Genomic DNA, 24,572 nt, shown 5'->3' with positions numbered 1-24,572 from the left:
CGCGGCTATCTGTAGAGCTGGGCGGCCCGCTCCGCCGACTCGGCGAACAGAGCACGCAGCTCCGGCGGCTCCAGCAGCTCCACCTCCGGTCCCAGCGCGAACAACTGCCCGTACGCGACCTCATGGGACTCCACCGGCAGAGTGAGCGTCACCCGGCCCTGCCCGTCCGGCCCTTCCGCCGCCGCCAGCGCCTCGCGGGCCGCCGCCCGGTCCGTGACGTACGGCAGCCGCCGCGCGCCCGCCTCCGTGACCCGGACCACCACTTCGGCACGGAGGATGGAGCGTACGAACTGGGCCGCGCGCTCCTCCCAGAAGGCGGGCAGGTCGAAGTCCTCGTCGCGGTCGAAGAGTTCGCCGCCCACGTCCACCGCTGTGAACCGGTCGATCCGGTACACCCGGAAGGCCGTGCGGGCGCGGGCGCACAGGTACCAGACGCCCGCCTTGAGCACCAGTCCGTACGGCTCCAACTCCCGCTCCACCTCGGCGTCCCGGCGTCGATAACGGGCCTTGATACGGCGGTCGTCCCACACCGCCTCGGCGACCGCGGGCAGCAGCTCCGGCGTCTCGGGCTCCTGGTACCAGCCGGGCGCGTCCAGATGGAACCGCTGCGCCGCCGAATCGGAGGCGCCGCTCAGCGAGGGCAGCAGCGCCGCGGACACCTTCAGGCGTGCCGCGGACGCCGCGTCCTCGAGCCCCATCTCCCGCAGCGCGCCCGGGAGCCCGGAGAGGAAGAGGGCCTCGGCCTCACTGCGCCCGAGCCCGGTGAGCCGGGTGCGGTAGCCGCCGACCAGCCGGTAGCCGCCGGCCCGGCCCCGGTCGGCGTAGACCGGGACACCGGCCTCCGACAGCGCGAGGGCGTCCCGGGTGATGGTCCGCTCCGACACTTCCAGTTCGCGCGCCAGCTCGGCGCCGGTCATGGAGGGCCTGGCCTGGAGGAGCAGCACCATCTTGATCAGCCGGGCAGCACGCATGCCCCCATGATGACGGAGCCACTCGGGCCACGGGCGCCGACGGAGGTCAGGCCAGCGGCTCCTGCAGCTCGGTCACCCACTTCTCGCGGTCCGCCGGGCATTCGAGGTTGACCTCGCGCGCGTACCCCGCCGAGCGGTGGTCGCCCGCGTCGATCCAGCGGGCCAGGTTCTGGGCCGTCGGCACGATCGCGTCCATCGGGCCGCGGTGCACGATCGTCGCGGCCCGCTCGATGGCCGGCAGATCGACGATCTCGAAGTCCTGGCCGGGCTGCGGACCGGCCGCGACCGTCACTCCCGCGTGCACCAGGATCGCGCCGTCGCCCTCGGGCGCATCCTCGTAGTAGGCGATGCCGGGCCCCGTCGGAGTCACGCCGACCGCCTCCAGACGCTTGAACAGCTCGTCGTAGAGAGGGCTGATGACCGGGCTGATGTGCTCGGGTTCGTAACCTGCCGCGGTGGCGGTCAGCTCGGCCACCCGTACCGCGGGGATGCTCTTGACGATGACGTCCTGACTGGGCATGTGCCCCTCGCTCTCGATCGACCGGAGCCTCGCCTCGACCTGGGCCAGCCGCGCGGCCGACGCGGCCATCGCCGCTTCCAGCTCCGCCTGCCGCAGGGTGAGCATCCCGCGCAGCTCCTCCGTACTCACCCGGTCCTCCAGGATCTCCTGCACCTGTTGCAGCGTGAAGCCGAGATCCTTCAGAGCGATGATGCGGTTGAGCTGCGCGAGCTGGGCCGCCGCGTAGTGGCGGTAGCCGCTGAACGGATCTGTCCGCGCGGGACGCAGCAGCCCGATCGCGTCGTAGTGACGCAGCATGCGGGCCGACACACGGCCGTGCCTGGCGAAGTCTCCGATGGTGAACATGACGCCCCCTAGTGCACGGCTTCACACGGTGTCAGGGTCAAGGATCACCTACGCCGGAACCCCCGGCGGCCGAGCGGCCACCGGGGGTTCCGTCGTACGTCGGCAGAGGTCAGAGGCCGTAGCGCTCGCGCGCTTCCTTCACGGCCGAGGCCGGGACCTCGCCGCGCCTGGCCAGCTGGGCCAGCGCCGCGACCGTGATCGACGGGGCGTCGACGCCGAAGTGACGGCGGGCCGCGTCACGCGTGTCCGAGAGACCGAAACCGTCCGTGCCGAGCGAGGAGTAGTCCTGCTCGACCCACTGGCTGATCTGGTCCGGAACCTGGCGCATCCAGTCGCTGACCGCGAGCACCGGGCCCGGAGCACCCTCCAGCGCCTGGGTGACGTACGGAATGCGCTGCTCGCCGCGCAGCAGTGCTTCGTCGCACTCCAGCGCGTCACGGCGCAGCTCGCCCCACGAGGTCGCGGACCAGACATCGGCCGTAACTCCCCAGTCGGAGCTGAGCAGTCGCTGCGCCTCGAGGGCCCAGTGGATCGCCGTGCCGGAGGCCAGCAGCTGCAGCCGCGGGGAGTCCGCGGCCTGGGCCACGCCCTCCTTGAATCGGTAGAGACCGCGCAGGATCCCCTCCTCGACACCCTCCGGCATCGCGGGCTGCGGCTTCGGCTCGTTGTAGACGGTCAGGTAGTAGAAGACGTTCTCGGCCTCGGGGCCGTACATCCGGCGCAGACCGTCCTTGACGATGACGGCGATCTCGTACGCGAAGGCCGGGTCGTAGTTGAGCGACGCCGGGTTCGTGGCCGCGATCAGCTGCGAGTGGCCGTCCGCGTGCTGCAGGCCCTCGCCGGTCAGCGTCGTACGGCCGGCGGTCGCGCCGACGATGAAGCCCTTGCCGAGCTGGTCGGCAAGCTGCCACATCTGGTCGGCCGTGCGCTGCCAGCCGAACATCGAGTAGAAGATGTAGAACGGGATCATCGGCTCGCCGTGCGTCGCGTACGACGTGGCGGCGGCGATGAAGTCGGCCATGGCGCCGGCCTCGGTGATCCCCTCGTTGAGGATCTGGCCGTCCTTGGCCTCCTTGTAGTACATCAACTGGTCGCGGTCGACCGGCTCGTACGTCTGGCCCAGCGGGGAGTAGATGCCGGCCGACGGGAAGAGCGACTCCATACCGAAGGTGCGGGCCTCGTCAGGGACGATGGGAACCCAGCGCTTGCCGGTCTCCTTGTCCCGCATCAGGTCCTTCACCAGGCGTACGAAGGCCATGGTGGTGGCCATCTCCTGCTTGCCGGAGCCCTTTTCGAGAGCCTTGAAGGCACGCTCCTCGGGCGCGGGCAGCGCCACCGCCTGTACGCGGCGGGCCGGGGCCGGGCCACCGAGGGCCGCGCGGCGCTCCTGGAGGTAGCGGACCTCGGGGGAGTCGGCGCCGGGGTGGCCGTAGGGCACCAGGCCGTCGGCGAAGGCACTGTCCGGGATCGGGAGTCCGAGCAGGTCACGCATGCCCTTGAACTCGTCGATGGTCAGCTTCTTCATCTGGTGGTTGGCGTTCTTCGACTCGAAGCCCTTGCCGAGCGTGTAGCCCTTCACCGTCTGCGCGAGGATCACGGTCGGCGCGCCCTTGTGCTCGACGGCCGCCTTGTACGCCGCGTACACCTTCCGGGCCTCGTGGCCGCCGCGGGAGGCGTAGAAGCACTCGGCGATCTTCGCGTCGCCGATCAGCTTCGCCAGCTCGACGAGCGCGGGCTCGGCGCCGAAGAAATGCTCGCGGATGTACGCCACATCACGCGTCGCATACGTCTGGAACTGGGCGTCCGGCACCTCGCGCAGCCGGCGTACCAGCGCGCCCGTGGTGTCGAGCTGGAACAGCTCGTCCCAGGCGGAGCCCCACAGCGTCTTGATGACATTCCAGCCCGCGCCGCGGAACTGGGCCTCCAGCTCCTGCACCACACGGAAGTTGGCGCGGACCGGACCGTCGAGGCGCTGCAGATTGCAGTTGATGACGAAGGTCAGGTTGTCGAGACGCTCACGGGCCGCGAGGGCGAGGGCGGCGGTCGACTCGGGCTCGTCCATCTCGCCGTCGCCGAGGAAGGCCCAGACGTGCGAGCCCGCGGTGTCCTTGATGCTGCGGTTGGCCAGGTAGCGGTTGAAGCGCGCCTGGTAGATCGCGGAGAGCGGGCCGAGGCCCATGGAGACGGTGGGGAACTCCCACAGCCAGGGCAGCCGGCGCGGGTGCGGGTAGGACGGCAGTCCGTTGCCGGCCGCCTCCTGCCGGAAGTTGTCGAGCTGCTGCTCGGACAGGCGGCCGTCGAGGAAGGCGCGGGCGTAGATGCCGGGCGAGGCGTGGCCCTGGATGTAGAGCTGGTCGCCGGAGCCGTCACCCTCCTTGCCGCGGAAGAACTGGTTGAAGCCGGTCTCGTAGAGCCAGGCTGCGGAGGCGAAGGTGGCGATGTGGCCGCCGACGCCGAAGCGGGAGCCACGGGTGACCATGGCGGCCGCGTTCCAGCGGTTCCACGCGGTGATGCGGGCTTCCATCGCCTCGTCGCCGTCGAAGGCGGGCTCGGCGGCGGTGGGGATGGTGTTGACGTAGTCCGTCTCCAGCAGCCGGGGCACGGGAACTCCGGCCGTCTCGGCGTGCTGGAGGGTACGGCGCATCAGATACGCGGCGCGGTGCGGTCCTGCGTGCTCGGTGACGGCGTCGAGGGACGCCGCCCACTCGGCGGTTTCCTCGGCATCACGGTCCGGGAGCTGGTCGAGCTCGCTCGGAAGCTTGCCTACGGGGTCGGTCATGATCGCCGCCTTCCGGACAGGAGGGGGGTGGAGAAAGGAGCCTTGTCTGGCAGGACAGGGCGAGGGGTTGGTGAACCCGGCGACAACTGTAAGTCGCTGATCGATGATCGATCAAAGCTTCGAGCGGGAAACTTCTCAATCTGAAGAAATTGGCATTCGGTGCCGCGAAAAGGGGCACGGGGTGCCGGATCGAAGTGGGGTGATTCGGGCGCCGCATGCACCTCGGAGCGGGGGCGACGTCACCTGTGCGCGTCGGGATCGAGCCCCGGTGGGGCGCGGATCCGCCTCAGCCGGGCCGCGCGCGTGGCGCTGTCGTGTTCCGGGTCAGGCGCGGGAGCTGGAGCCGGGGCCCGGCCCGGGGCGGGAGTTCGCAGCCGGATCGGGGGGTCAGGCGCGGGGGGCGCAGCCCAGGACGTGGGCCTTCACCAGCGGGCCGATCTCCGGGTCCTGGCGCCGGAACGCCTCGACCAGAGCCTGGTGCTCCTCGGCGTACGACTTCTGCACCGTGCCGAGCCAGCGGATCGAGAGCGCCGTGAACACCTCGATGCCGAGCCCCTCCCAGGTGTGCAGCAGCACGCTGTTCCCGGCGGCCCGCACCAGCTCCCGGTGGAAGCCGACGGTGTGCCGCACCTGTGCGGCCGAGTCCCCGGCCAGGTCCGCCTCGTACAGCGCCGCCACATGCGGCTCCAGCGCGGAACAGTCCTGGGCCAGCCGCGCGGCCGCCAGTTCGGCGGCGATCTGCTCGAGACCGGCCCGCACCGGATAGCTCTCCTCGAGATCCGCGGCGGTGAGATTCCGTACGCGTACGCCCTTGTTGGGCGCGGACTCGATCAGCCGCAGACTCTCCAGCTCGCGCAGCGCCTCGCGCACCGGCGTCTGGGAGACCTCCAGCTCGGTCGCGATCCGCCGCTCGACGATCCGCTCGCCGGGCTTCCAGCGGCCGCTGACGATCCCCTCCACGATGTGCTCGCGGATCTGTTCGCGCAGCGAGTGGATGACGGGCGGGGTCATGAGGGCTCCTCCGGGGCGACAGGCACCCCTGACAATACGGCGACCGGTCTCGGCAGGCTGCCCAAGGGTGCGCCGGAGCAGGCCTGATGAGTCCGGTGAGTCCTGGTGAGCACGACAGTGCCCCGCCCGGAGAGTTCCGGACGGGGCACTGTCGTACTGCTGGTGAGCCTTACAGGCCGAGCTCGACCTCGAACTCGCCCGCCTCCAGGATCGCCTTGACGGCCGTCAGGTAGCGGGCCGCGTCGGCGCCGTCCACCAGACGGTGGTCGTAGGAGAGAGCCAGGTACGTCATGTCGCGGATGCCGATGACGGTGCCCTCGGCGGTCTCGATGATCGCCGGGCGCTTGACGGTGGCGCCGATGCCCAGGATGGCGACCTGGTTCGGCGGCACGATGACCGTGTCGAACAGCGCACCGCGCGAACCGGTGTTGCTGATGGTGAAGGTCGCACCGGAGAGCTCGTCCGGGGTGATCTTGTTGCTGCGGACCTTGCCCGCCAGCTCCGCGGTCTTCTTGGAGATACCGGCGAGGTTGAGGTCACCGGCACCCTTGATGACCGGCGTCATCAGACCCTTTTCGGAGTCCACCGCGATACCGATGTTCTCGGTGTCGAAGTAGGTGATGGTGCCCTCGTCCTCGTTGATCCGGGCATTGACGACCGGGTAGGCCTTCAGCGCCTGGGCCGCGGCCTTCACGAAGAACGGCATCGGGGAGAGCTTGACGCCCTCGCGGGCGGCGAACGCGTCCTTGGCCTGGTTGCGCAGCTTCATCAGCTTGGTGATGTCGACCTCGACGACCGAGGTCAGCTGGGCCTGCGAGTGCAGCGCCTTCATCATGTTGTCGCCGATGACCTTGCGCATGCGGGTCATCTTGACCGTCTGACCGCGCAGCGGCGACGTCTCGAGGGCCGGGGCCTTCGAGACGGCGGCCGGAGCGGCGGCGGCCGGGGCCGGGGTGGCGGCCTTGGCAGCCTCCGCGGCGGCGATGACGTCCTGCTTGCGGATACGGCCACCGACGCCGGTGCCCTTGACCGCGGACAGGTCCACGCCGTTCTCGGCGGCGAGCTTACGGACCAGGGGGGTCACGTAGGCGCCGTCGTCACCGGCGGGGGCGGCCGGAGCCACCGGAGCCGGAGCCACCGGAGCCGGAGCGACGGCGGCCGGGGCGGGAGCGGCAGCCGGAGCCGGAGCGACCGGAGCGGGCGCCGGAGCCGGAGCGGCCGGAGCAGGCGCGGCCGGAGCCGGGGCCGGAGCAGTCGCGGCCGGAGCCGGGGCCGGAGCAGTCGCGGCCGGAGCCGGGGCCGGAGCGGCGGCGGGGGCCGGGGCAGCCGGAGCGGGCGCGGCGGCAGGCGCGGCACCCGGGGCGCCGATCACTGCCAGCTTGGCGCCGACCTCGGCGGTCTCGTCCTCGCCCACCACGATCTGCAGCAGCACTCCGGACGTCGGGGCCGGGATCTCGGTGTCGACCTTGTCCGTGGAGACCTCGAGCAGCGGCTCGTCGGCCTCGACGGACTCGCCGACCTCCTTGAGCCAGCGGGTGACGGTGCCCTCGGTGACGCTCTCGCCGAGCGCGGGAAGGACGACGTCGGTACCGGTGGCGCCGCCCGCGGGGGCAGAGGCCGGAGCGGGCTCGGCGGCCGGAGCCGGAGCCGCGGGGGCCTCCGCGGCCGGAGCCGGAGCCGCGGGGGTCTCGGCCACCGCGGTCTCGGCAGCAGCCGGGGCCGGGGCGGCAGCGGGCGCGCCCGAGCCGTCGTCGATGATGGCCAGCTCGGCGCCGACCTCAACGGTCTCGTCCTCGGCGACCTTGATGGACGCGAGGATGCCGGCAGCCGGGGCGGGGATCTCGGTGTCGACCTTGTCGGTCGACACCTCGAGCAGCGGCTCGTCGGCCTCGACGCGCTCTCCCTCGGCCTTCAGCCAGCGGGTGACAGTGCCCTCGGTGACGCTCTCGCCGAGCGCCGGAAGGGTTACGGAAACCGCCATGGTTTCAGTTGCTCCTTACGAATGTGCGGAAGTGGTCGTCGCGCCCGGGACTACTAGTCGTGGGAGTGCAGGGGCTTGCCGGCCAGGGCCAGGTGGGCCTCGCCGAGCGCCTCGCTCTGCGTCGGGTGCGCGTGGATGAGCTGCGCGACCTCGGCCGGCAGAGCCTCCCAGTTGTAGATCAGCTGGGCCTCGCCGACCTGCTCGCCCATACGGTCACCGACCATGTGGACGCCGACCACGGCACCGTCCTTGACCTGGACGAGCTTGATCTCGCCCGCGGTCTTGAGGATCTTGCTCTTGCCGTTGCCCGCGAGGTTGTACTTCAGAGCGACGACCTTGTCGGCGCCGTAGATCTCCTTGGCCTTGGCCTCGGTGATACCGACGGAGGCGACCTCCGGGTGGCAGTACGTCACCCGCGGCACACCGTCGTAGTCGATCGGAACGGTCTTCAGACCGGCGAGCCGCTCTGCGACCAGGATGCCCTCGGCGAAGCCGACGTGCGCGAGCTGGAGGGTCGGGACGAGGTCGCCGACCGCCGAGATCGTCGGCACGTTGGTCTGCATGTACTCGTCGACCAGGACATAGCCGCGGTCCATCGCGACGCCCTGCTCCTCGTAACCGAGACCGGCGGAGACCGGGCCGCGGCCGACGGCGACGAGCAGCACCTCGGCCTCGAAGGTCTTGCCGTCGGCGAGCGTGACGCGGATACCGTCCTGGGTGTACTCGGCCTTCTCGAAGAAGGTGCCCAGGTTGAACTTGATGCCGCGCTTGCGGAACGCGCGCTCAAGAAGCTTGGAGCTGCTCTCGTCCTCGACCGGCACGAGGTGCTTCAGACCCTCGATGACCGTGACATCGGTGCCGAAGGACTTCCACGCGGAGGCGAACTCGACGCCGATGACGCCGCCGCCCAGCACGATCGCGGACTGCGGGACGCGGTCCAGCGTCAGCGCGTGGTCCGAGGAGATGATGCGGTTTCCATCGATCTCCAGGCCCGGCAGCGACTTCGGTACGGAGCCGGTGGCGAGAAGGACGTGGCGGCCCTGGACACGCTGGCCGTTGACGTCGACGGAGGTGGGGGAGGACAGTCGGCCCTCGCCCTCGATGTAGGTGACCTTGCGGGAGGCGATCAGGCCCTGGAGACCCTTGTAGAGCCCCGAGATCACCTCGTCCTTGTACTTGTGGACGGCCTTGATGTCGATGCCCTCGAAGGTGGCCTTGACACCGAACTGGTCGGCCTCACGTGCCTGGTCGGCGATCTCGCCGGCGTGCAGCAGTGCCTTCGTCGGGATGCATCCGTTGTGCAGGCAGGTGCCGCCGACCTTGCCCTTCTCGATCAGGGCGACGTCCAGGCCCAGCTGAGCTCCACGCAGCGCCGCAGCGTAACCGCCGCTACCACCGCCGAGGATCACTAGGTCGAAAACGGTGCTGGCGTCGTTCGCCACGTCACGTCCTCCATGCATGTGCGCCGTTCGCCGGTCGTCGACGACCGGGCGGCGGCTGGTGTTCGGCCGCTGTTTTTTCGGCCCTGTGGTGGGGCCCTGTCCTGCCGAGAACCCATCTTCGCACTTGTTGACGGGAGGCGGGACGCGGGGCCGGGGTCTGAGACGCATGACGCACCGCCCCAAGGGGTTACTGGCCCGTACGAAGGTACGGATTTCGTTGAGGGCCAAGGGGGCGAACAACGACGGCCCCGGGCGTATGCCCGGGGCCGTCGAAGGCCCGTCCTCAGCCCAGGTCGCCGGCGGCGGTGCGCTCGGCGAGCTTGACCAGGGTGCGGATGGCGGAGCCGGTGCCGCCCTTGGGGGTGTAGCCGTACGGCGCACCCTCGTGGAAGGCCGGGCCCGCGATGTCCAGGTGTGCCCAGGTGATGCCCTCGCCCACGAACTCCTGCAGGAACAGACCGGCCACCAGGCCGCCGCCCATCCGCTCGCCCATGTTGGCGATGTCGGCGGTCGGGGAGTCCATGCCCTTGCGTAGCTCGCTGGGGAGCGGCATCGGCCAGGACTGCTCGCCGACCTCCTCCGCGATCTCGTGGATCGAGGTACGGAACGCGTCGTCGTTCGACATGATGCCGAAGGTGCGGTTGCCCAGCGCCATCACCATCGCGCCGGTGAGCGTCGCCACATCGACGATCGCGTCCGGGTTCTCCTCGGACGCCTTGGTGAGCGCGTCGCCCAGCACCAGGCGGCCCTCGGCGTCGGTGTTGAGCACCTCGACCGTCTTGCCGCTGTACATGCGAAGTACGTCACCCGGGCGGGTGGCCGAACCGGACGGCATGTTCTCGGCGAGCGCCAGCCAGCCGGTGACATTGACCGCGAGGCCCAGCCGGGCGGCCGCGACGACGGCGGCGAAGACGGCGGCCGCGCCGCTCATGTCGCACTTCATCGTCTCGTTGTGGCCGGCCGGCTTCAGGGAGATGCCGCCCGAGTCGTAGGTGATGCCCTTGCCCACCAGCGCCAGGTTCTTGGCCGCCTTGGAGTGGGTGTAGGAGAGCTTCACCAGACGCGGCGGGTTCTGCGAACCCTGGCCGACGCCGAGGATGCCGCCGAAGCCGCCCTTGGCCAGCGCCTTCTCGTCGAAGACCTGCACCTTGATGCCGTGCTCCTTGCCGGCGGCGGTGGCCACGGCGGCGAAGGACTCGGGGTAGAGGTCGTTCGGCGGGGTGTTGACCAGGTCGCGGGCGCGGTTGATCTCTTCGGTCAGCGCGATCGCGCGCTCGGCCGCGGCCTTGTACGCCTTGTCGCGCGGCTTCGCGCCGAGCAGGGCGATCTCGGCGAGCGGCAGCTTCGGGCCATTGCCGTTCTTCGAGTTCTTCGCGTCCTTCTCGCCGCCCTGGTACGCGGTGAAGGCGTAGGCGCCGAGCAGAGCGCCCTCCGCGATGGCCTCCGCGTCCTCGGCCGCCTCGACCGGCAGGGCGAAGGCGGCCTTCTTCGAACCGGTCAGCGCACGGGCCGCGGCACCCGCGGCACGGCGCAGGGTCTCGGCGTCGTACGTCTCGTCCTTCTCCGGGACCGCGCCGAGCCCGACCGCGAGGACGACCGGGGTCTTCAGGCCGGACGGCGCGGGGACCTTGGTCACTTCGCCCTCGGCACCGGTGGCGCCGAGGGTCTCCAGGACGGAGGCGAGCTTTCCGTCGAACGCCTTGTCCACGGCCTCGGCGCCCGGCGCGACGACCGGCCCCTTGGCGCCCTTCGCGACGCCGACGACGAGGGCGTCCGCGCGCAGCGTCGCCGCTCCGGCAGTGCTGAGAGTGAGAGCAGTCACGGTGGTGAAATCTCGCTTCCGTTAAGTTCCAGGGCCGTAGAAGGGGATGGATCGACATCCCACGCCGGACAAGAGCCTACGCGCGGTCACATGTTTCGCTCACGGCGGCGGCAATTCACTCGTACGTGGCGTCTCTTTCACGTTTTCCGCCAACTCTGGCGAGACCTCAGTCACACTCACGTCGTTCAGGCAAGGGAGCGAGGGGCTTCTTTGCATCATCTCCACAGATCCTCCGCATGCTTTCTGTGCGCCGAGGGATCGTGCGAGGGGGGAAGTCATGGGGTTCTACAGACTGCGCGCGGGCAGATCGGCCGCGGTGGCGCTGGCCGCCGGAGTGCTGGCGACAGCCGTACCGTCGTCGGTCGCGGCCGCTGCCGCGGCGCCGGCGCCGCGCATCGATCTGACGGTACTCGTCGTGGACGACGGAGGCGGCGCGGTCGGCGCGATCGTCTCGGAGCTGAAGGACACCGGGGTGCCGTACCGGACGGTGCGCCTCGACGACCCGGGGCGTCCTGTCGTCAACGCGGCGTTCCTCAGCGACACCGTGAGCGGTCGACCGCGCGCCAAGTACCAGGGCATCGTGGTCCCCGACGAGGACCCGTTCGGCGCGGACCAGGCCACCGGTGCCGCCGAGAACGCCGCGCTCTTCGCGTACGAGCAGACCTTCGGCATCCGCCAGGTCGACGCCTACACCTGGTCCCATCCGGGCGTCGGCCTCGAGTACGTCGACAACGGCGGCTACGCGGGTGTGCTGGACGGCGCGCAGAGCGCGGTCACCGCCGCCGGGCGTACAGGTCCCTTCGGCTATCTCGACGGGCCCGTCCAGTTCGAGGACAACTCCGCGCTGGTCGCCGAGAGTTACGGCTTCGCGGGCAAGCCGAGAGCAGGTTTCACCAGCTATCTCGACACCCCGGTCGGCGACGGCGGCGCCCGCGGCAGCCTGGTCGGCGAGTACACCCACGACGGACGCAGCGAGCTGGTCGTCACCTTCGCCTACAACCAGTACCAGCGGCAGTTCCGGGTACTGGCCCGCGGCATCGTCGAATGGCTCACCCAGGGCATCCACCTCGGCCAGAGCCGCAGTTACTTCGCCGTGCACGTCGACGACGTCTTCGCGCCCGACGCCCGCTGGGACAAGGACCGCAACTGCACGCCCGGCGACATCGACTGCGGCGACGGGGGCGAGGAGACCACCACCGACATCCGGATGACCGCCGCCGACGCGCAGTACGCCAGGCAGTGGCAGCAGACCAGCGGCTTCACTCTCGACATGGTCTACAACGCGGGCGCCGGCGAGGAGTGGAAGACCGAGCACGGCGGCACTGACGCGCTCGCCGCACAGCTGCTGGCCGACCGTGCGCAGTACCGCTGGGTCAACCACACCTACACCCACCTCTTCCTCGGCTGTGTCCAGAACGTCTCGGTCGTGCCGTGGCAGTGCGCCAAGGACACCGCCGGCAACACCACGTGGACGAGCCGCGCCGACATCTCCGCGCAGATCCGCGACAACTACAACTGGGCCGTCGGCAAGGGCGTCTCGACCGACCGCACCGAGCTGGTCACCGGCGAGCACTCCGGTCTGAAGACCCTGCCGCAGCAGCCCGAGGACAATCCGAACCTCGCCGGCGCGCTGGCCGACAACGGTGTGAAGTGGGTCGCCAGCGACAACTCCCGCGAGCCGCAGCAGCGGAAGGCGGGAGCGGCGCTGACCGTGCCGCGCCACCCGATGAACGTGTACTACAACGTCGGCACCGCCGCCGAGATGGCCGACGAGTACAACTGGCTCTACACCGCCGAGGACGACGGCGGCAGCGGCATCTGCGAGTCCAACCCCGCATCCACCTGCCTGGCCGAGCCGCTCGACACCGCCACCGGCTACGAGTCGTACATCGTGCCGCAGGAGGCCCGCACCGCGCTCAGCCATGTCGTCGCCAACGACCCGCGGCCGCACTACGTCCACCAGTCCAACCTCGCCGAGGAGCGCATCCTCTACCCGGTGCTCGACAAGGTGCTGGCCGACTACCGCGCCCTGTTCGCCGACAGCACCCCGCTCGTCAACCCGCGCCAGCGCGACATCGGTACGGAACTTCAGCGCCGCGCCGCCTGGAACACGGCGCTCGCGGACGGCAAGGTGACCGCGTACCGCATCGGCACCACCGTCACCGTCCAGGCGCCCTCGGGAGTGACCGCACCGGTCACCGCGCCCGAAGGCACCCGTAAGCAACTGTTCCTGGGGACCGCCGTGTTCGGGACTCCGTACGCGGGAGCCCGTTCGACCTGGACCTCGCCCGAGCTGCTCCAGTCGGCGGTCACGCTCAAGCTCCCGGCCTGAGCGCCGCCGACCGTCATCGCAGTCCAGGGGGGACACCATGCTGAGCCGCGGGCGTCATGTCACCATGCTCACCGAGGGCACCTATCCACATGTCCACGGTGGTGTGTCGACCTGGTGCGACCAGCTCGTCCGCGGCATGCCGGAGGTCGACTTCCATGTGGTCGCCCTCACCGGCACCGGCCGTGAGCCGGTCACCTGGGAGCTGCCGTCCAACGTCTACCGGCACTCGGCCTTCCCGCTCTGGGGGCCGGTGCCGGGGCGGCGGCGGCCGCTTCTCGGGCGGAAGCGGCGCCGCTTCACCGACATCTACGAACGCTTTCTGCTGTCGGTACTCGACCCGTCGGCGGGCTGCGATTTCGGCGAGGGGCTCTACGAACTGGCGCTGATGGCCCGCGCGGGACAGCTGTCGGCGGCACTGCGCTCGGAGTCCGTACTGCGTTCGCTGATGTGGATCTGGACCATGCCGCATCTGGAGATATCCGCGTCCCGGCCGACCGTGCACGACGCGCTGACCGCCACCGACCTGCTGGAGCACGCGCTGCGGCCGCTGGCGGTACGGATACCGGACGACTCGATCGCGCACGCCGTCAGTGCGGGGCTCGCCACGCTGCCCGCGCTGGCCGCCCAGCGCTTCGAGGGCGTGCCGTTCCTGCTCACCGAGCACGGTATCTATCTGCGCGAGCGCTACCTCGGCTACCGCGCCGAGGCACAGCGCGCCCCGGTCAAGGCGCTGATGCTGGGCTTCTACCGGGAGCTCAACTCGCTGGGCTACCGGCGCGCCGATCTGATCACGCCCTGCAATCAGTACAACCGGCGGTGGGAGGAGCGGGGTGGGGCGCCCGCGGACCGCATCCGCACCGTCTACAACGGCGTCGACCCGCACGCCTTCCCGCAGGCAGGCCCGGAACCGGCCGTGCCGACGATCTCCTGGGCCGGACGGATCGACCCGATCAAGGACCTGGAGACGCTGATCCGTGCCTACGCCATGGTCCGTGCCGAACTGCCCGAGGTGCGACTGCGGTTGTTCGGCGGGGTGCCCGCGGGCGGCGAGGCGTACCGGACGCGGCTGGAGAAACTCGCCGCGGAACTGGGCGTCGTGGACGGCATCGGCTGGGAGGGGCGAGTCAGCGATGTGTCGCGCGCCTATGCCTCGGGGAGCGTGGTGCTGCTCTCCAGTATCAGCGAAGGCTTCCCGTTCTCACTGATCGAGGCGATGTCGTGCGGCCGCGCCACCGTCTCCACGGACGTGGGCGGAGTACGGGAAGCGGTCGGCGACACAGGGCTTGTGGTGCCGCCGCGCGAGCCCGCGCTGATGGCGGAGGCGACGCTGGGGCTGCTGCGGGACCCGGAACGGCGGGCAGATCTGGGCGGGCGGGCGCGGCAGCGGGTCGTGGACCAGTTCACGCTGCGCCGCTCGGTGGACGGTTTCCGGGGTATCTACCTCGAGCTGGCGGGCCTGCCCGAGGCTGCGGACACGGACGTCTGGCCGGTCACCGAGTCGGCGGCCGGATGAGCGGGCCGCTCTGGCAGGGGCCCGGGCAGAAGGTCGACACGCTGCCGCTGCTGCCCCGGCAGCGGGACGGCCGTGCCGCCGATCCGCTGGACGAACTCGCGGTCCGGCTCGAGGAGGTGGTCGCGGCGGCCGTCCATCCGGACGAGATCGCCGCGATCCTCGAGTCGGACGGTATGACGGACGACCACATCCGCCTCACGTACGGCCGCGAGGACTCCTTCACGCTCGCCGAAGAGCTGTACGCCCGGATTCCGCGCCGCCACCCCGAGCCGCCGGGCCCGCCCGTCGACCCCTGGCACGTGGGCCTGCTCGGCTGCCTGCTGCGCGGCCTCGTCTTCGCGCTGCCCGGCCTTGCCTACGTGCTGGGAGCGCCGCTGCTGCGGGGCGCGGGCCTGGCCCCGCTGCTCCCTGGCGCGCTGACGGGCTGGGTGTGGAACCAGGCGCTCTCGCACCGCGCCTACTCCTGGCTGGGCCTGGGCGACCGCGAGGCGGCCACCCGAGCACTGCTGAGGGGCGCTCCGGCGGGCGCGCTGCTGGGCTCGGCGACGGCGGCGGCCGCGGCGACGCTGTCGTCAGGTCCCGGCCAGTGGCCCGCGGCGGCGTTCGCGTCGGCCCAGGCGCTCTATCTGTCGGCAGCGACGGTCCTGCTGGTCATGGACCGCGAACGGGCGCTGCTCTGCGCGCTGTTACCGATGACGGCGGGTGCGGTGCTGGCAATGGCGTACGACCTCGTGGTGCCGCTGCGGGCGGGCCTGCTGGTGGCTTCGCCGGCGGTGGCGGTGTGCCTGGCGGCGGGCACGCTGGTGCCGGGCGTCCCGGGTCTGCGGAAGCGCCCTGTCGGGGCTCCGCCCCGAACCCCGCTCCTCGATCGCCGGAAGGGCTTGTTCTCCGGCCGCCCGAGCCAGGACACGCGGGCCGCTCCGCGCGTCGCCGCCTCCCTCCCGTACGGGCTCTTCGGGCTCGGAACCGGCGTCCTCGTCCTCTACACCGCCCTCGGCGACGTCCTCGCCGGCGGCCCCGGCGCGGTCGTCTCCGCGCCCTCCGCGGTCGCGCTGACGCTCAGCATGGGGCCCGCCGAATGGCTGCTGCACCGCTTCCGCAGCGGGAGCCTCGCCGGGCTGCGCGCGAGCACCACGTCACGCGCCTTCTGGCGCGGCGCCGCCGCCGTACTCGCCGAATGCCTCGCCGGATATCTCACGGTCCTGTTCGTCCTCGCCAACGCGGGGACGCTGCTCTGGCCCGACGCCCCCGCGCTCGGCGGCGTGCGCCTCGCCACCCTGCTGCTCATCGGGACCGTGCTGTGGACCGGATTGCTGCTTCAGTCGTTCGGCGCAGTGCTCAGCGCGGCCGCGGTGTGCGCGGCGGCGGCCCTCGCGCAGACCCTGGCCCTGCTCACCGGCACGGGCAGCCCGCGGCTCGTCGGTCTCGGTGTCGCGGCCGTGTCGGCCGGGCTGCTGGCCGGGCTGGTCTGTGTTCTGCTGGGCCGTGCGACCGCCCACCGCGCTTGAGGAACGGTTCCGTGAAGACACTGCTGGTGCCGTACTACGAGCATCCCGCCGAGCAGCCCGAAGCCTGGGAGGCGCTCGTCGCCGCCGCGCCCCGGCTCCACGGCGTGGTGCTCAACCCCGCCAGCGGCCCCGGCCCGGCCCCCGACCCGGACTTCGCGGCGGTCGCGGAGCGGCTGCGCGGGTCCGGGGTCCGGGTCCTCGGCTACGTCGACACCGACTACGCACGCCGCCCGCACGCCGCCGTCGTACGGGATCTGCTGCGCCACCGCGACTGGTACGGCGCCGACGGTGCCTTCCTCGACCAGGTGTCCGCGGACCCCGACGCACTGCCCCACTACCGCCGCCTCGCGGTCGCCGCCCGCGCGGCAGGCGCCCGCACGCTCGTCCTCAACCACGGCGTCCACCCCGACCCGGCCTATGCGGAACTCGCCGAGCTGCTGGTCACGTTCGAGGGGCCCTGGGACACCTATCGCAGCCTGGTCGTCCCGCTCTGGACGGCCGCCCACCCGCCGGAGCGGTTCTGCCATCTGGTGTACGCGGCCCCGCCCGAAGCCCGCGCCACTGCTGCCGTCCACTGCCTCGTCCCGGGAGCCGGGGCCCACCCCTGGGCCACCCTCCCGTACGCCCTGGAACCGGCCCGATGAGACGGGCACCCCTGTTGCTCGCGCTGCTCCTGCTCGTACTGGCGGGCTGCACGACCCGGCCGGAACCGACCGATCCGAAGCCGTCCGGTCCGAAGCCGTCCGGTCCGAAGCCGACCGCCGGGCGCTGGCAGCCGCAGCCGGGACTGGCCTGGCAGTGGCAGCTCAGCGGCCGGCTCGACCCGACCGTGGACGTACCGGTGTACGACATCGACGGCTTCGAGAACCCGAAGGCAGCCGTCGCCGATCTACGCCACCGCGGCCGCAAGTTGATCTGCTACATCTCCACCGGCGCCTGGGAGGACTTCCGCCCGGACGCCGCGAAGTTCCCCAAGGAGGTCCTCGGCCGGGGCAATGGCTGGGACGGCGAGCGCTGGCTCGACATCCGGCGCACGGATGTCCTCGGACCGCTCATGGCGAAGCGCATGGACATGTGCCGGGACAAGGGCTTCCAAGCCGTCGAGCCCGACAACATGGACGGGTACGCCAACCGCACCGGCTTCCCTCTCACCGCCGCCGACCAGCTCCGCTACAACCGCCTGATCGCCCGCCTGGCCCACGACCGGGGCCTGGCCGTCGGACTCAAGAACGACCTTGACCAGATTCCGCAGCTGGTGGGGGACTTCGACTTCGCGGTCAACGAGCAGTGTGCGCAGTACGACGAGTGCGAGGCGCTGACGCCGTTCATCCACGCGGGCAAAGCGGTCTTTCATGTCGAGTACGAGCTGGAGACCAGCGACTTCTGTCCCCAGTCCCGGCGGCTGAAGCTCAGCTCGATGCTGAAGAAGTACGACCTGGGGGTGTGGCGCAAGCCCTGCTAGGAGCGGCCGAGCGCCAGAGCGACGAGTGAAGCCGTCGCCGCCGTTTCGGCCAGCGCGCCGAACACATCGCCGCTCACCCCGCCGAAGCGGCGTACGCAGTGGCGCAGCAGCAGGTGCGCCACTGCGAGTCCGGCCGCCACCGCCAGCGCGTGATGCACTGCGCCGTACGCGCCGAAGAGCGCACCCGCCGCCGCGCAGACCGCGGTGACCACGGCGGCCACGGCCAGTCCGATGCGTACCGGAACGACTTCCGCGACCGCCGCGCCGAGGCCGTCCGGGCGGGCTGCCGGGACGCCCGTGCGGGACGCGAGGGTGAGGGCGAGGCGGGCGGCGACCCCGGAGACCACCGCCGCGACCGCGCCGTGCGCCCAGCCCTGCCCGTACAGCTCGGTCAGCGCCGCGACCTGGGCGAGCAGCACGAACAGCAGGGTGATGACCCCGAATGGCCCGATGTCCGACTGCTTCATGATCCGCAGTGCGTCATCGGCCGGCTTGCCACTGCCGAGGCCGTCGGCGGTGTCCGCGAGACCGTCCAGATGGAGGCCGCGGGTGAGGGCGGCGGGGACGGCGGCCGTGGCCACCGCGGCGAGCAGCGGGCCCGAGCCCAGCAGCATCAGCACCCCGCCGAGTGCCGCCGCGAACAGGCCGACGACCAGTCCGGCCAGCGGCGCGCAGAGCATTCCGGCGCGTGCCGCCGCACGGTCCCAGCGGGTGACGCGGACGGGGAGCACGGTCAGTGTGCCGAAGGCGAAACGTATGCCGTCCATGGAGTCCTTGGGCCGGGTCCGGCGGTTGTCCACCGGGTGAGCGCAGTGTCGCGCGAAGGGTAGCCCGGCCGGACTGACGGTAAATTGCGCATTACGTGCGAATCGGGAGCGGGTGGCATGGGTCACTGGTTTTACCGGAACATCGTGGAGCCGGGGAAGCTCCCGATGCTGCTCGCGCTGGTCTCCTTCATGCTCACCTTTCTGGTGACGCGCACGGTCACCCGGCTGATCAGGGCGGGCCGGGGGCCGTTCAAGAACATCGCACCCGGCGGCATGCACATCCACCATGTGGTCCCCGGCGTCATCCTGATCGTCATCGGCGGCTTCGGGGCGGTCGGCAACGGCAGGGAGGGCCCCGCCGCTGCGGTCTGCGCGATCGTCTTCGGGATCGGCGCGGGCCTCGTACTCGACGAGTTCGCGCTCATCCTGCATCTCGACGACGTCTACTGGACCGAGCAGGGCCGGCAGAGCGTGGAGGTCGTGGTGATCGCCTCGGCCCTGGCGCTGCTGGTGCTCGGCGGCTTCTCGCCACTCGGCGTGGACCAGCTCACCCCCGACGAACGCCAGGACCGCACCTCGCTGATCCTGACGCTGGTGTTCAACTTCCTCTTCGTGCTCATCGCGCTCTTCAAGGGCAAGCTGCGAATGGCGCTCCTCGGCACGCTGATCCCGTTCCTGGCGCTCTTCGGTGCGGTACGGCTGGCCCGGCCCGGCTCGCCCTGGGCCCGCCGCTTCTACCGCAACCGGCCCAAGGCGCGCGCCAGGGCCGGGCTGCGCTCCTTCCACCACGACCGTCGCTGGGACCGGCCACGCCGAAAACTTCAGGATCTGATCGGCGGGGCGCCCGACCGGCTGCCGGTACGCAAACGCTGACGCCTGAGCCGCCACCGCCGGCGCAGCGCCGAGAGCCCGCACACCGCCAGCACCGCCGCGATCGCCGCCAGATGCTCCTTGCCCGCGAGATTGTTCTTGAAGAGCACCTCGCCGACCATCAACACGGCCACCAGCGCCGCCGTGCACCAGGCCCGGTAGCGCCAGCAGACGAAGACCGCGAGGCCGACGACCGCAGCCGACGGGCCGGTGTCGACGACCACGGCGTCCGACGCGGGCAGCCCGAAGAGGCTCTCAGGGTCGAGTGAGACACCGATCCGTGCGTACGTCGTGCCGGCCAGCGTCGACACATACGCGATCACCAGCGTCCGCCACCGGCCCAGACAGATCTCCGCGATCCCGAAGACCAGCAGGACCTGCGCCAGCGCACCCCACACCGGCAGATCCAGCGCCGGGACGAACAGCGACAGCGGGGTACGCAGCAGCGCCACCCGGAGCGGGTCCTCGGCCTTCACGAAGCCGAGGTTGCGCACGAGGCCGAAGCCCCAGGACTGGTTCTGCACCAGCTGGAACAGTGCCGTGAGGCAGACCGCCCCGAGCGTCATCGGGATCGCCCGCCACTTCTTGGTGACGAGTGCCCTCCGCAGGGTCGCGTACAGAGGCCCCCACTCACGGCGCACGAACGCGATCACCGTCTTCAACGCCTGGACTCCAAGTGCCTGCGGTGCAGCCACTTGGGCAGTCCCGGCGCCTCGAGGAAGCCCTCGGCGCGGCCCGCCGCCAGGCCGATGCGCAGCAGGTCGGCGCTCTTTTCGAAGAGCATGAAACGTGGCTCCCAGATAGGTCGGTACTTGGCGTTGGCGCGGTACAGCGACTCGATCTGCCACCAGCGGGAGAAGAAGCTGAGGAGTGAGCGCCACAGTCTCAGCACCGGACCGGCGCCGAGCTTCGAGCCACGTTCGAAGACCGATCTGAACATCGCGAAGTTCAATGACACCTGCGTGATCCCGATCTCCTTCGCGCGCTGCAGGAGCTCGATGACCATGAATTCCATCAGGCCGTTCTCGGAGCCCCGGTCACGCCGCATCAGATCGAGCGAGAGCCCCTTGGGGCCCCACGGCGCAAAGCTCAGCACCGCCCGCAACTCGCCCTGGCCGTCCGTGCATTCGAGCATCACGCAGCGGCCGTCCCCGGGATCGCCGAGCCGCCCCAGCGCCATCGAGAAGCCGCGCTCGGTGGCCCCGTCGCGCCAGTCGTCGGCGCGCCCGACCAGTACGGCCATCTCCTCGGGCGGGATGTCCTCGTGGCGGCGGATCCGCACCTCGTAACCGGCGCGCCCGACCCGGTTGTAGGCCTGGCGCACGGTCCGCATCGCGCGGCCGTCCAGAGTGAAGTCGTCGGTCTCCACGATCGCCTCGTCGCCGAGCTCCAGGGCGTCCAGCCCGTGCCGCGCGTAGATCGTCCCGGCCTCCTCGCTCGCGCCCATCACCGCCGGGATCCAGCCGTGTTCACGCGCCTCGGCCAGCCAGGGGTCGATCGCGCCGGGCCAGGCCTCCGGGTCGCCGATCGGGTCGCCCGAGGCGAGCGAGACGCCGCCCACCACGCGGTAGACGACGGCGGCCTTCCCGGTCGGTGACCAGACGACGCTCTTCTCGCGGCGCAGTGAGAAGTAGCCGAGCGAGTCCCGGTCGCCGTGGCGCTGCAGCAGGACGCGCAGCCTCTCCTCGTCGTCCTCGGTGAGCGCGTCGACGGCCCGGCGGGAGCGGAAGGCCGCGTACAGCACGGCGAACAGCAGCAGTGTCGACAGCACGTTGATGGTGACATTGACCCAGCCGGGCGTGCTGATGCCGGCGAGGCGGGAGTCGTCCGGGGCGAGCGTGATCAGCCGCAGCAGGCCGTAGTACCAGCGCTGCAGGAAGGTGGACTGACCGGCCGCGGTATTGGTGACGGTGACGAGTGTCGCGGCGACCAGCGAGGTGACCAGCAGCCCGCCGACCGCGACCGCCGCGGCCAGCCTGGGGTTGGAGCGGTCGCCCTTCGCGTAGAACTCCCGTCGGCCGAGCGCCAGCGCGAGTACGAAGGCGGCGGTCAGGACGAGGGAGATCCAGTTCTGCGCATGTTCACGGACCTCGGGGTCGACGCCGATCGCGAGGACGAAGAGCAGCAGAAAGAGTCCGGCCAGTACGAAATTGAGGATCCAGGCGGCGCGCTTGCGACGGCGCATGGTGATCGCCAGGAAGAGCGTGAAGGCTCCGGAGGCGAAGCCGGCGGTGAGCAGATACGGCGTGAAGTAGTCATCGACGTTGTGCCGCCGGAGGTCCTGGAGGAGGGAGACCCACACAGCACTCAGGAGGTTGATGAACGCCACGGCACGCAGATACCAGACGGCGAACGCCGCACTGCGCCGCGAACGGACGGCGCTTCGGCTCGTACTACGGCTCGCCTCTTCGCTGGACAAGCGGACCTCTCCCATGAAACGCGATGATATGGGGCATCGCGCATCAAGGTGGGCGAGAGTGCGGCCGCCCATTGGTGGCGGCCGCACCGACGCGTCAGTCCGTGTCGCTCTCCACCGACTCCGTACGCTCCGGCAGTTCGGCCGCGAGCACGGCCGAAGCCTGCACGAGGGGGAGTGCGAGCAATGCCCCGGTTCCTTCGCCCACAGTGACGCCATGGTCGAGCAGCGGGTTGAGCGCCATCCGGTCCAGCGCCTTCGTCTGCGCGGGTTCGCCGCTCACCTGACCCGCGAGCCACCAGTCCGGGGCCCGGAATGCCGCCCGCTGGCCGACCAGCGCACACGCCGCCGAGACCACTCCATCGAGGATCACCGGCATGCGCCGTACGGCACTCTGCAGCAGGAATCCGGTTGTCGCGGCCAGATCCGCGCCGCCCACCGTCGCCAGCAGCTCCAGCTGATCGCCGAGCACCGGCCGGGCGCGCCGCAACGCGTCCCGGATCGCCGCGCACTTGCGCATCCAGGCCAGATCGTCGATGCCTGCGCCGCCGCGGCCGGTGACCACGGATGCGTCCGTGCCGCACAGCGCGGCGATCAGCGTGGCGGCGGGCGTGGTGCCGCCGACACTCAGATCGCCGAGTACGACCAGATCGGTGCCGGAGTCGGCCTCCTCGTCGGCGATGGCCATACCGAGGCGTACGGCCTGCTCGGCCTCCTCGATCGTCAGCGCGTCCTCGACGTCGATACGTCCGCTGCCGCGGCGCACCCGGTGACGTACGACCTCGTCCGGCAGCAGCTCCGGCTCGCAGTCCAGACCGGCGTCGACGATCCGTACCGGCACGCCCATCCGGCGGGCCAGTACGGCGACGGGGCTCGCGCCCTCCAGCGCGGCGCGCACCAGCTGGTGCGCGGAGCCGGACTCCCGGCCGGAGACGCCCAGTTCGGCGACCCCGTGATCACCGGCGAACAGTACGACGCGCGGCTGGTCGATGGCCTTGACCGGCACGGCGGCCTGCGCGGCCGAAAGCCACTCGCCCAGCTCGTCGAGACGTCCGAGGGAACCGGGCGGAACGATCAGCCGCTCCCGGCGTTCTTCGGCGTCACGCCGCATACCGTTGTCGGGGCGCTCGATCAGGTCGGAGAAGTCATCGAGATTCAGCCTGCTCATTCGCCGAACAGTACAGTCACCCGGTCATGTGGCTCAGGTGGGCCGGGGGGCGTTGACGGTTGCTGTCCGGTGGGTGGTTTCCTCGTGGGCATCCGGGGGGCGCCCCGGCACCTGGTGGGTGGGCGGGTCAGCCGCGGAGGACCAGGGCCTGGCCCGCGACGACCAGCAGGACGTGTTCGCACTCGGCCGCGAAGGCGGCGTTGAGACGGCCCAGTTCGTCGCGGAAGCGGCGGCCCGACGCGGTGGCCGGGACAACGCCGCTGCCGACCTCGTTCGTCACGGCGACGACCGTCCGCGGGGTCTGCCGTACTGCGGCGACCAGTTCGGCCACGCGCGCGTGCAGCGCGTGCTCACCGTCCGCCGCCCACTTCGCGTCGTCCCACGCGTCCACCCGGTCCATCGCGTCGGTGAGCCAGAGCGAGAGACAGTCGATCAGCATCGGCGGCCCGTCCTCGGCCAGCAGCGGTACGAGATCGCAGGTCTCGGCGGTGTCCCAGGCCCCGGGGCGGCGCTCGCGGTGCAGGGAGACCCGGGCCGCCCATTCGGGGTCGCCTTCCCTGCTCCCGCTTGTCGCGACGTACAGCACCTCGGCGAAGGTCTCGAGCCGACGCTCGGCCTCCAGGGACTTGCCGGAGCGGGCGCCGCCGGTGACGAGGGTGCGGCGGGGCACATCCGGTACGGCGTGGTACTCGCCGATGGTCAGCGTCGTCCCGTCGGGCACGGCACGCGCGCCCGCGGCCGCGAGCCGCCGCGCCAGTTCGGGGCCGCCGGGTACGTCGTGGTCGAGGTGGACGGCGATGACGTCAGTGGTCGACCCGATCGCCCCGGCGGCGCGCAGCCGGGCGATCGCGTCGGGCCGCCCCACCACGTCGGCGACGACCATGTCGTACGCGGCCAGCCCTTCGGCGAGACCGGCAGGCGCTCCGCCGGGCGGCAGATAGAGAAGCCGCTCGCCCTCCGGAGAGGTCACCTCGTACCCCGTACCGGGGTTGTCCATCGACACGGCACGCACCCGGTGCCCGCTGATCAGCGTCAACTCCTGTCCGTCCGGGACCCGTCCCGCCGTCGGCAGCCCGGCGGGCAGATCCACGGGGGGCCCGTCGTGCGGATGCGTCAGCAGCACCTGCCGTACGCCGACGAGCGAGTGCCCGGCCCGGGCGGCTGCCATGGCGGCGCCCGGGGTGAGGTCGAGCAGCAGCGCGCTGTCGACGAGCAGCGCGGTGGCGGCGCGGGCGAGCGGGCCGCGAGCGGTGGCGCAGACGGCGCACGGGCAGTCGGGCCGGGGGAGTCCGGCGGGGGCGCCGGTGCCGAGCAGAGTGAGTTCCACGTTCACGATCCTCCCGCGTCACCGCGGGGCGTGCGCGCCCGGCTACGCTGCGGGCAGCAACGAGATCACTGGTGGGCCCTGGGAGGCGGACATGGCATGGACGTGGCGTTTCGAGAAGTCCGACGGGACGGAGGTCCAGCCGGCGGTGCAGCCGGAGGAGTTCACGACGCAGGGGGACGCGGAGTCGTGGATCGGTGAGTTCTGGAAGGACCTGCTGGAGGGCGGGGCGGACCAGGTGATCCTTTCGGAGGACTCGACGAAGATCTACGGTCCGATGAGCCTGCACGCGAACGAGGCATAGCTCGCGGGTCCCTTGCGGGGGGCGGGGCGGGGCGGGG

19 protein-coding genes are annotated in these 24,572 nt (G+C 71.1%); 7 read left to right on the top strand and 12 right to left on the bottom strand.

Annotated features, from left to right (window positions below; genetic code table 11):
• Positions 1–5: 5 nt before the first annotated feature.
• The 7 genes from OG735_RS11890 to OG735_RS11860 form a co-directional block, all read right to left on the bottom strand.
• Entirely contained in the window at positions 6–971 is a 966-nt protein-coding gene (locus OG735_RS11890; protein ID WP_327323121.1) for a helix-turn-helix transcriptional regulator, read from the bottom strand.
• Positions 972–1,017: 46 nt separating this feature from the next.
• On the bottom strand, positions 1,018–1,836 hold the full coding sequence (locus OG735_RS11885) for a MerR family transcriptional regulator (RefSeq protein WP_327323120.1): 819 nt from the start codon (positions 1,834–1,836) through the stop codon (positions 1,018–1,020).
• 109 nt (positions 1,837–1,945) lie between these two features.
• On the bottom strand, positions 1,946–4,615 hold the full coding sequence (gene aceE / locus OG735_RS11880) for a pyruvate dehydrogenase (acetyl-transferring), homodimeric type (protein ID WP_327323119.1): 2,670 nt from the start codon (positions 4,613–4,615) through the stop codon (positions 1,946–1,948).
• A gap of 387 nt (positions 4,616–5,002) precedes the next feature.
• A complete protein-coding gene (locus tag OG735_RS11875) occupies positions 5,003–5,626 on the bottom strand; it encodes a GntR family transcriptional regulator (protein ID WP_327323118.1) in 624 nt (207 codons plus the stop codon).
• Between the two features lie 169 nt (positions 5,627–5,795).
• Positions 5,796–7,607: a 2-oxoglutarate dehydrogenase, E2 component, dihydrolipoamide succinyltransferase gene (gene sucB, locus OG735_RS11870; protein WP_327323117.1), complete on the bottom strand. Its 1,812-nt coding sequence runs from the start codon at positions 7,605–7,607 to the stop codon at positions 5,796–5,798.
• Positions 7,608–7,660: 53 nt separating this feature from the next.
• A complete protein-coding gene (lpdA, locus tag OG735_RS11865) occupies positions 7,661–9,049 on the bottom strand; it encodes a dihydrolipoyl dehydrogenase (RefSeq protein WP_327323116.1) in 1,389 nt (462 codons plus the stop codon).
• 283 nt (positions 9,050–9,332) lie between these two features.
• Positions 9,333–10,871 carry a leucyl aminopeptidase gene (locus OG735_RS11860; RefSeq protein WP_327323115.1) on the bottom strand — a complete coding sequence of 513 codons (1,539 nt, stop codon included), beginning with the start codon at positions 10,869–10,871 and terminating at the stop codon, positions 9,333–9,335.
• A 277-nt stretch (positions 10,872–11,148) separates the two neighbouring features.
• On the opposite strand from OG735_RS11860, the gene OG735_RS11855 reads away from it, so the two are divergent.
• The 5 genes from OG735_RS11855 to OG735_RS11835 are packed head-to-tail and all read left to right on the top strand — an operon-like array spanning position 11,149 to position 17,686.
• Positions 11,149–13,203, top strand: a complete 2,055-nt coding sequence (locus OG735_RS11855) for a hypothetical protein (RefSeq protein ID WP_327323114.1) — start codon at positions 11,149–11,151, stop codon at positions 13,201–13,203.
• Between the two features lie 37 nt (positions 13,204–13,240).
• Positions 13,241–14,716, top strand: coding sequence for a GT4 family glycosyltransferase PelF (pelF, locus tag OG735_RS11850; protein WP_327323113.1), 1,476 nt, complete (start codon positions 13,241–13,243; stop codon positions 14,714–14,716).
• Positions 14,713–16,224 (top strand): hypothetical protein, encoded by a 1,512-nt coding sequence (locus OG735_RS11845; RefSeq protein ID WP_327323112.1) that lies wholly within the window; start codon positions 14,713–14,715, stop codon positions 16,222–16,224. Before pelF ends, OG735_RS11845 begins: the two co-directional genes overlap by 4 nt.
• Before the next feature lie 11 nt (positions 16,225–16,235).
• Positions 16,236–16,868: a spherulation-specific family 4 protein gene (locus OG735_RS11840; RefSeq protein ID WP_327323111.1), complete on the top strand. Its 633-nt coding sequence runs from the start codon at positions 16,236–16,238 to the stop codon at positions 16,866–16,868.
• Positions 16,865–17,686, top strand: a complete 822-nt coding sequence (locus OG735_RS11835; RefSeq protein ID WP_327323110.1) for an endo alpha-1,4 polygalactosaminidase — start codon at positions 16,865–16,867, stop codon at positions 17,684–17,686. Before OG735_RS11840 ends, OG735_RS11835 begins: the two co-directional genes overlap by 4 nt.
• Here the strand turns inward: OG735_RS11835 and OG735_RS11830 are convergent.
• Positions 17,683–18,453, bottom strand: coding sequence for an adenosylcobinamide-GDP ribazoletransferase (locus OG735_RS11830; protein WP_327328284.1), 771 nt, complete (start codon positions 18,451–18,453; stop codon positions 17,683–17,685). The two genes, OG735_RS11835 and OG735_RS11830, sit on opposite strands and share 4 nt — an antisense overlap.
• Before the next feature lie 117 nt (positions 18,454–18,570).
• On the opposite strand from OG735_RS11830, the gene OG735_RS11825 reads away from it, so the two are divergent.
• The gene (locus OG735_RS11825) at positions 18,571–19,326 is read left to right on the top strand and encodes a hypothetical protein (RefSeq protein ID WP_327323109.1); all 756 of its coding nucleotides are present in this window, start codon (positions 18,571–18,573) and stop codon (positions 19,324–19,326) included.
• Here OG735_RS11825 and OG735_RS11820 read toward each other — a convergent pair.
• The 4 genes from OG735_RS11820 to OG735_RS11805 all read right to left on the bottom strand — a co-directional run bounded on the left by OG735_RS11820 (position 19,275) and on the right by OG735_RS11805 (position 24,234).
• Positions 19,275–20,018, bottom strand: coding sequence for a hypothetical protein (locus OG735_RS11820; RefSeq protein ID WP_327323108.1), 744 nt, complete (start codon positions 20,016–20,018; stop codon positions 19,275–19,277). The genes OG735_RS11825 and OG735_RS11820 overlap by 52 nt on opposite strands.
• Positions 19,982–21,757: a phosphatidylglycerol lysyltransferase domain-containing protein gene (locus OG735_RS11815; RefSeq protein ID WP_327323107.1), complete on the bottom strand. Its 1,776-nt coding sequence runs from the start codon at positions 21,755–21,757 to the stop codon at positions 19,982–19,984. Before OG735_RS11815 ends, OG735_RS11820 begins: the two co-directional genes overlap by 37 nt.
• A 79-nt stretch (positions 21,758–21,836) precedes the next feature.
• Positions 21,837–22,898, bottom strand: coding sequence for a nicotinate-nucleotide--dimethylbenzimidazole phosphoribosyltransferase (gene cobT, locus OG735_RS11810; RefSeq protein WP_327328283.1), 1,062 nt, complete (start codon positions 22,896–22,898; stop codon positions 21,837–21,839).
• Positions 22,899–23,034: 136 nt separating this feature from the next.
• The gene (locus tag OG735_RS11805; RefSeq protein WP_327323106.1) at positions 23,035–24,234 is read right to left on the bottom strand and encodes a bifunctional adenosylcobinamide kinase/adenosylcobinamide-phosphate guanylyltransferase; all 1,200 of its coding nucleotides are present in this window, start codon (positions 24,232–24,234) and stop codon (positions 23,035–23,037) included.
• Positions 24,235–24,325: 91 nt separating this feature from the next.
• Here OG735_RS11805 and OG735_RS11800 point away from each other — a divergent pair, with 91 nt between their 5' ends.
• Complete coding sequence (locus OG735_RS11800; RefSeq protein ID WP_326649434.1) at positions 24,326–24,535, top strand: hypothetical protein; 210 nt, start codon at positions 24,326–24,328, stop codon at positions 24,533–24,535.
• Positions 24,536–24,572: the final 37 nt, after the last annotated feature.

The organism is Streptomyces sp. NBC_01210 (assembly GCF_036010325.1).
GTDB lineage: Bacteria > Actinomycetota > Actinomycetes > Streptomycetales > Streptomycetaceae > Streptomyces.
The sequence above is the reverse complement of the archived record's forward strand: the minus strand, read 5'-3'. Positions and strand labels throughout refer to the sequence as shown.